Here is a 6,717-nt window from a genome sequence, read left to right as displayed (position 1 = left end):
CAGCCAGGAAGAGTATTACCCCTTTGGCGGCACCGCAGTATGGGCTGCGCGCAATGAGGTCGAGGCCCGCTTCAAGACCGTGCGCTATTCCGGCAAAGAGCGCGATGCCACGGGGCTGTATTACTACGGGTATCGATACTACCAACCCTGGATAGGTCGATGGCTGAGCACGGATCCGGCCGGTACAGTGGACGGGCTGAATCTGTACAGAATGGTAAAAAACAATCCGGTAACGCGCCTCGACGAACAAGGGTTGATGGAAAGCAATGCCAATGAAGACGTAGGTAGTGTCGGATATAACACAGTCACGAGGAAACGACAGAAAAACAAGCAGCCCGTTGCAGAGCGCTTAATAGAGAGGCCAAGTTATGCACTGAAAGACGATGCCTCAGAGAGTCTGAAACGCTGGGTCAAGTCCAGAAATGCCCTTGCTGAAGACGCGAACACCGAGGCATATGGTAAAAGGCAGGTAAAAAAACCTGGAAGTAAAACGGAGTGGAAACCTGTATTCTTGCTCACCGGTTGGGCCGGTAAGGCAGGGGACAAATCGAAAGGCGAAGGATGGAAGCATATTAGAGAAAACCATAGTGACGATTTTAAAGAGGTGGGTGTTAGATCAGATAGAGATATGAAGGAACTCGTTATCAAAGCGGTTACCCTAGGCGAGTTGGTCGGCGAGCAAGGCAAGGCACACGGGCGTGATTCCGCCCGCCCGATCTATAAGGTCGGCTTCAAGACTCGGACACATTATATTGCCGTCAGTACCAGCCCGGATGGGAGCATCATTGGTGCCAACCCGAATGATGAAAAATACATAGAGGCAGGCCTGCTAGAGGATGTGCTTCCTTCTACGCGCCGCTTTTATAACCGAATGGGGAAGGATGGCCCACAGCGGATGGCCAATTTCATCAGCGCCGCCAAGCAAAAAAGAACATCATATTGATTCTTCCGGCCGTGCATTTTAGTCCGCTCGGACGTAGTGCCCGATGGCCGCTGTTCCTATGGTCTCCCCACTGGCGGCACCCCGCCCCCCCACGGAGACCATCATGGCCAACGACCCCACCGAGCAGGTATGCAGCGGCGAAACCTGGACCCAGTTCTGCGAGCAGTTAAGACGCAGCGGCGAGCAAATAATGCGCGCCGAGGCGCCTGCCGATGCGCAAACCCGCGCCGAAGGCTTTCGCTACCTCACGCGCCTGCTGCGCATCGCCCTGGAGATGCACTTGGAGTTCGCCGACCCGGACTTCCCAGGCTTCATCACCCCCTCCCATGAAACCGCCAAGATCGGCGCCGACAACCCCGATAACCTGTACCGCTATGCCCGCCTGAACGGTGCCCAGCGCTACCGGGTCAGCGGCCAGCGCGGCAGCGTCGCCTATTTGAGTTTCGGCACCCAGAAAGGCGGCTACGAAACCAACGGCAAGATGATCCAGACCGGCTTCATCGATGCCAACCAGTTGCAGCTGGACGCAGGCGGCAACTTCGAGATCATCCTCAGCCAACACCCACAGGCCACCGGCAATTGGTTGCGCCTGGAGCCGGAAAGCAACGCCCTGATCGTGCGCCAGACGTTCCTGAACCGCGCCACCGAGCAACCGGCTCAGCTGCGTATCGAGCGCCTGGATGGCGACCAGGTTCCCCCGCCACTTGACCCGGCCTTCCTGCAGCAAGGCCTGCAACGTGCCGCCTCGTTCGTCGAGAACACCGCGCGCCTGTTCGCCGACTGGGCCCAGGGCTACCAAGCCCATGCCAACCAGCTGCCGCCGGCCGACCAGCCGCTGTGCCAGTCGGTAGGGGGCGACCCGAACATCTTCTACTACCACTCCTACTGGGCCCTGGCCGACGACGAAGCCTTGCTGATCGAGGTGGAGCAAGTGCCTGAGTGCGATTTCTGGAACCTGCAGATCAATAACTATTGGATGGAGTCGCTGGACTACCGCTACCACCGCATCTGCCTGAACAAGCATTCGGCGCAACTGGACGCCAACGGCGGCCTGCGCATGGTGCTCAGCGCCCGGGACCCGGGCCTTGCGAATTGGCTGCAAACCGCCGACCACCCCCACGGCACCCTGTGCCTGCGCTGGGTTGGCGCGAAAACCCCGGTACACCCCACTACCCGCGTCGTGAGGCTGCACGCGCTGAAGGAGCTTGCCTGATGATCAATGAATTCGCCCCCGAACGGCTGATGGCCGAAGCCAGTGCCCGTGCCGCAGGCCTGCAGGACTTCGGCCCGGGCAACTTCCGCGAAGGCCTGGCGGTGCTGGCCGAGGCGCTGGAGCATGAGGCTCGGTTGTCCGTGGCCGGGCGCGCGATGCTGCGCGAAAAGCTGCTGGCGCAACTGGTCAACCGCCTGGTGGTGGAGGACCATTGCACGCGCTACCCGCAGATCCTCGAACAGCCCATCGACGACCCATTGGTGATCGTCGGCCTGCCGCGTACCGGCACCACCTTGTTGCAACGTACCCTGGCGGTCGACCCGCAGTTCAGCAAAGCCTTGTGGTGGGAGACACGCTACCCGGCGCCCCTTCCCGGCGAGGACCCCGCCTGCCCCGAGGCACGCATCCTGAAGGCGCGTGCCGAAGTCGCATCGATGGTCGAGTTCCTGCCGCAATTGCTGGCCATCCACCCGCTGGACGCCGAGCAGGCCGATGAAGAGTTCATGCTGATGGAGCACAGCTTCCTTTGTGCCATGGACTCCTATGTCAACGTGCCCAGCTACACCGCCTGGCTCGACCGCCAGGACCAGACCCAGGTCTACCAGTACCTCAAGCGCTGCCTGCAGTTCCTGCAGTGGCAGCAGGGGCTGCGGGGTGTCGCCCCAGGCCGGCGCTGGCTGCTCAAGAGCCCGCAGCATCTGCATACCCTGGAGCTCCTGTTCAAGGTATTCCCGGGCGCCCAGGTCATCCTCACCCACCGCGAGCCGGCCAGCACCATCCCATCGCTGGCCAGCTTCATCCATACCCTGTGGCAACTGTACAGCGATCATGCCGACGCCGAGGCCGTGGGTGAGCAGTGGAACCGCCGCATGGCGCGCGCCATGCGCCATGCCATGGCCGTGCGGGAAACCCTGCCCGAAGGGCGGGTACTGGATATCCATTTCGAGGACACCGTGGGCCAGCCGTTGGCTGTGGTCGAGCGCATCTACCAGTTCGCCGGCCTGCAGCTGAGCGCCACGGCACGTGACGCGATCGTTCGCTGGCTGGCCGACAATGGCCGCGAGAAGCGCGCCAGCCACCAGTACAGCCCCGAACGCTTTGGCCTGAGCGAGGCCATCCTGCAGCGCGACTATGCCGAGTACCGTTCCCGTCACCTGCGGGCCAACGCCTGACACCACAACAACAAGAAGGAAAACCACCATGCTATTGAAAGACAAGGTCGTGATGATCTCCGGGATAGGCCCGGGCCTGGGTATCAAGCTGGCCCTGGAGGCTGCGCACCAAGGCGCTCGCGCCCTGGCCATCTGCGCCCGCAGCGCCGAGCGGCTGGAGCAGGCGCGTACCCGCATTCTCGCCCTGGGCCATGAATGCCAGGTGCTGTGCGTGCCGACCGATATCACCGACACCACTGCCTGTGCGCATTTCGCCAAGGCCACCTTGGAGGCATTCGGACGCATCGACGCGCTGGTCAACAGTGCGTTCTCCCACGGCGGCTTCCAGGCCGTGGACGAGGCCGACAACGCGCCACTGCGCGAGGCCCTGGAGGTCAACCTGCTGGGGTCGCTGAACATGTCGCGGGCGGTGTTGCCGGCCATGCGCGAACAGGGCGAGGGCGCCATTGTCATGATCAACACCCTGGGCGTGCGCAAGCCCTACCAGGGCGGCGCGGCCTATTCGGCGTCCAAGGCTGCGCTCACCGCCAGCGTGCGCTACCTGGCCAGCGAACAGGCGGTGCACGGCATCCGCGTCAATGCCCTGGCGTGTGGCTGGATGTGGGGCGAGCCGGTGCAGGCAGTGGTACGCCAGAGCGCCGAAGCCCGGGGCATCAGCGAGGCGCAGGCCAAGGCCGAATTCAGCGCCAGCATCCCTGGCGGGCGCATGCGCACCGACGACGAGTGTGCCCGTGCAGCGCTGTTCCTGGCATCGGATTACGCCAGCGCGATCAACGGTGCGCAGCTCGATGCCAATGGCGGCGAACTGATGAGCTGAGGGCACCGCCATGATCGATCATTGTGCTTTCAATGGCGACGCCGATGGCCTGTGCGCCCTGCAGCAACTGCGCCTGGCCGGCGAGCTCGACCCGGCGGTGCGCCTGGTCAGCGGGGTCAAGCGCGACATCACGCTGCTGCGACGGGTGCAGGCAGGGCCCGGCGAACGGGTGACCGTGCTCGACATCGCCCACGAACAAAATCGCGAAGACGTCCAGCGCCTGCTCGCCGATGGCGTCCAGGTGCGCTATTTCGACCATCACTTCCCAGGCGAACTGCCCGAGCACCCGGCCTTCGAGGCGCATATCGATACCGCCGCCCACGTGTGCACCAGCTTGCTGGTCGATGCCTGGTTGCAGGGTAGGGCGCACCGTTGGGCGGTGGTCGCGGCCTTTGGCGATGGCATGCCGGGGCCGGCCAGGGCACTGGCCGAGCGCCATGGGTTGCTCGAGGCGGATGTAGCGGCCCTGGCGGAGTTGGGCCAGTTGCTCAACTACAACGCCTATGGCGACAGTCTGGCCGACCTGCATTTCGAACCGCTGGCCCTGGCCGAGCAACTGCGGCCCTATGCCGACCCGTTGGACTTCATGCGCGATAGCGAGACTTTCGCGGTGCTGCGCGCGGGGTACGCAGCCGACATGGCCGCCGCCGAGGGGTTGACGCCCTGGCGCGAGGGGGCGGGCATGCGCCTGTTCCGTCTGCCGGCGCAGGCGTGGGCCCGTCGGGTCAGCGGCGTGCTGGCCAACAGCCTTGCCGCGGCCGCGCCAGGGCGCGCGCTGGGGTTGTTGAGTGCCAAGCCCGATGGTGACTGGATGTTCAGCCTGCGGGTGCCGGAGGGTGCGGTATGGTCTGCCGATGCATTTTGCAGGCAATTCCCCAGTGGCGGTGGACGCGTTCGTGCGGCTGGCATCAATCGGCTGGGCGTAGAGCAACTGCCTGAGCTTGCGGATCGGTTGGTGGCTTGTTACCCCGGTTGAGCCAAACCCAGGGCATGAAGCCCTCGAGACAAGAACGCCCCGGGCCGGCCAGCCTGGGGCGTTCTTGTTCCAGGTTGGAAATTGCCGGGGGCCCCTTTCGCAGCTGAGCGGCCTTGCGCCGCGAAAGGGCTGCAACGCAGCCCCACGATCCCCAGGCAAAAGAAAACCCCCGGCCTTTCGGGCCGGGGGCTTAGGCTGGAGAGGTTTAGCGCGTACCCAGCTTGCGCAGGTTGCCTGGGGTGAATTCGTCAGGCCCGAAGTTGCTAGCGTTGAGCTTGGCCGGCTTCTGGTCGTCGAGCAAGCGGTCGACCATGTACGACCCAGCGATCAGGTCGTGATACAGCCCCAGGCGCGCATGGAAGCGCTGGATGTCATAGGCATACACCGAAGTCTGCATGTTGGTGCGCCACAGCTGCCCACGGGAATCGTAGTTGTCCGCCAGGGTCGCGGCCCAGCTGTCCTCGTCGATGTAGAACGTACGCTTGGCATAGATATGCCGGGCGCTCGGCTTGAGGGTCGCCTGCAGCACCCAGACACGGTGCTTCTCGTAGCGCATCAGGTCCGGGTTGATGTGGCCGGCGGCATTGATGATGTCGGCCTGGGTCACGTCCGGGCTGTCGATCTTGTAGTTGTTGTAGGGGATGTAGACTTCTTTCTTGCCGACGATCTTCCAGTCGTAGCGGTCGGTCGCACCGTTGAACAGGCGGTCTTCGTCATAGACACGGAAACCACCTGCCCCAGTCGGGGAGTCATAGCCAACCGTCGGTGCACGGCGCACACGGCGCTGGCCAGGGGTGTATTGCCAGGCCTGGCGCGGCTGGGCGGCCGCGCTGATGAACTCATGGCCGACCACGATCTCGCCTTTCTTGCGCACCGGCTCCAGCGTCGTGAGCAGGAAGTCGGTGAATACGCCATTGGTGCTCTGCGCGTTCTGCTTGGGGTCCGACCACAGCGAATAGATCTTGTAGTTGACCTTCTCCAGCACGCGGTTGTTGTCGGCGTATACCACCACCTGGTTGTAGTTGGCCTCCTCGGTGACCGCACGGGCCTGCATGGTGTGGTTGAGGATCAGCTCGTTGCCGTTCTTGGGCACCGGGAACGGCGAGGCGCCGAAGGCATCCAGGGCATCGTTGCCGTCACTGCTGAGCTTGGCGGTCTGGGCGTTGCGGGCGATTGCCGCCTCGGTCTGCGGGTCGACGCGGAAATCCCGGTGGCTGGGGTAGACCGGCATCTTGAAGGAATTCGGGTAGCGCTTGAACAGCGCCTTCTGGCCGTCGGTGAGGTTGGCGGCGTACTGGTCCATGTTCTGCGCGGTGATGACGAACAGCGGTTTTTCGTTGGCGTACGGGTCTGGGTAGGGCGTGCCGGGGCCGGCGAACTTCACTTGGGGCGGCGTGCCGCGCCATTTACCGGTCCAGGCCGGGATGCTGCCGTCGGCGTTGCCAGCGCGCTCGGCGCCCATCGGGGTCAGGTCCGGGCCCAAGGTCGTGGCGTCAGTGCCACTGACATTGGCCTGCAAAGCCAGGCTGCTGCCGAGCAGGGCGATCGCGAGCGTGGTACGCAACCAGGGGTGCTTGAGATCAGACATTTCGGTGA

Annotated in this window: 6 protein-coding genes; 5 read left to right on the top strand and 1 reads right to left on the bottom strand. The window is 63.7% G+C overall.

The features are described from left to right. The 5 genes from ACNFG0_RS19590 to ACNFG0_RS19570 all read left to right on the top strand — a co-directional run. The coding region (locus ACNFG0_RS19590) for an RHS repeat-associated core domain-containing protein (protein WP_416766078.1) at positions 1-943 on the top strand (943 nt) is incomplete at its 5' end. A 103-nt stretch (positions 944-1,046) separates the two neighbouring features. Next, the gene (locus ACNFG0_RS19585) at positions 1,047-2,156 is read left to right on the top strand and encodes a DUF1214 domain-containing protein (RefSeq protein ID WP_416766077.1); all 1,110 of its coding nucleotides are present in this window, start codon (positions 1,047-1,049) and stop codon (positions 2,154-2,156) included. Further along, complete coding sequence (locus ACNFG0_RS19580; protein ID WP_416766076.1) at positions 2,156-3,328, top strand: sulfotransferase family protein; 1,173 nt, start codon at positions 2,156-2,158, stop codon at positions 3,326-3,328. The genes ACNFG0_RS19585 and ACNFG0_RS19580 overlap by 1 nt, the downstream gene beginning before the upstream one ends. A 28-nt stretch (positions 3,329-3,356) precedes the next feature. Beyond that, a complete protein-coding gene (locus tag ACNFG0_RS19575; RefSeq protein WP_196143516.1) occupies positions 3,357-4,145 on the top strand; it encodes an SDR family oxidoreductase in 789 nt (262 codons plus the stop codon). A 10-nt stretch (positions 4,146-4,155) separates the two neighbouring features. Continuing rightward, a complete protein-coding gene (locus ACNFG0_RS19570; RefSeq protein WP_196143517.1) occupies positions 4,156-5,121 on the top strand; it encodes an acetyltransferase in 966 nt (321 codons plus the stop codon). A 205-nt stretch (positions 5,122-5,326) separates the two neighbouring features. Here ACNFG0_RS19570 and ACNFG0_RS19565 read toward each other — a convergent pair whose 3' ends face one another. Beyond that, positions 5,327-6,709, bottom strand: a complete 1,383-nt coding sequence (locus ACNFG0_RS19565; protein ID WP_416766074.1) for a DUF1329 domain-containing protein — start codon at positions 6,707-6,709, stop codon at positions 5,327-5,329. Positions 6,710-6,717: the final 8 nt, after the last annotated feature.

Origin of the sequence: Pseudomonas sp. NY15372 (genome assembly GCF_048068215.1) — a bacterium.
GTDB lineage: Bacteria > Pseudomonadota > Gammaproteobacteria > Pseudomonadales > Pseudomonadaceae > Aquipseudomonas > Aquipseudomonas guariconensis_A.
Note: the sequence above shows the minus strand (reverse complement) of the source record. Positions and strands in the feature narration are given on the sequence as shown.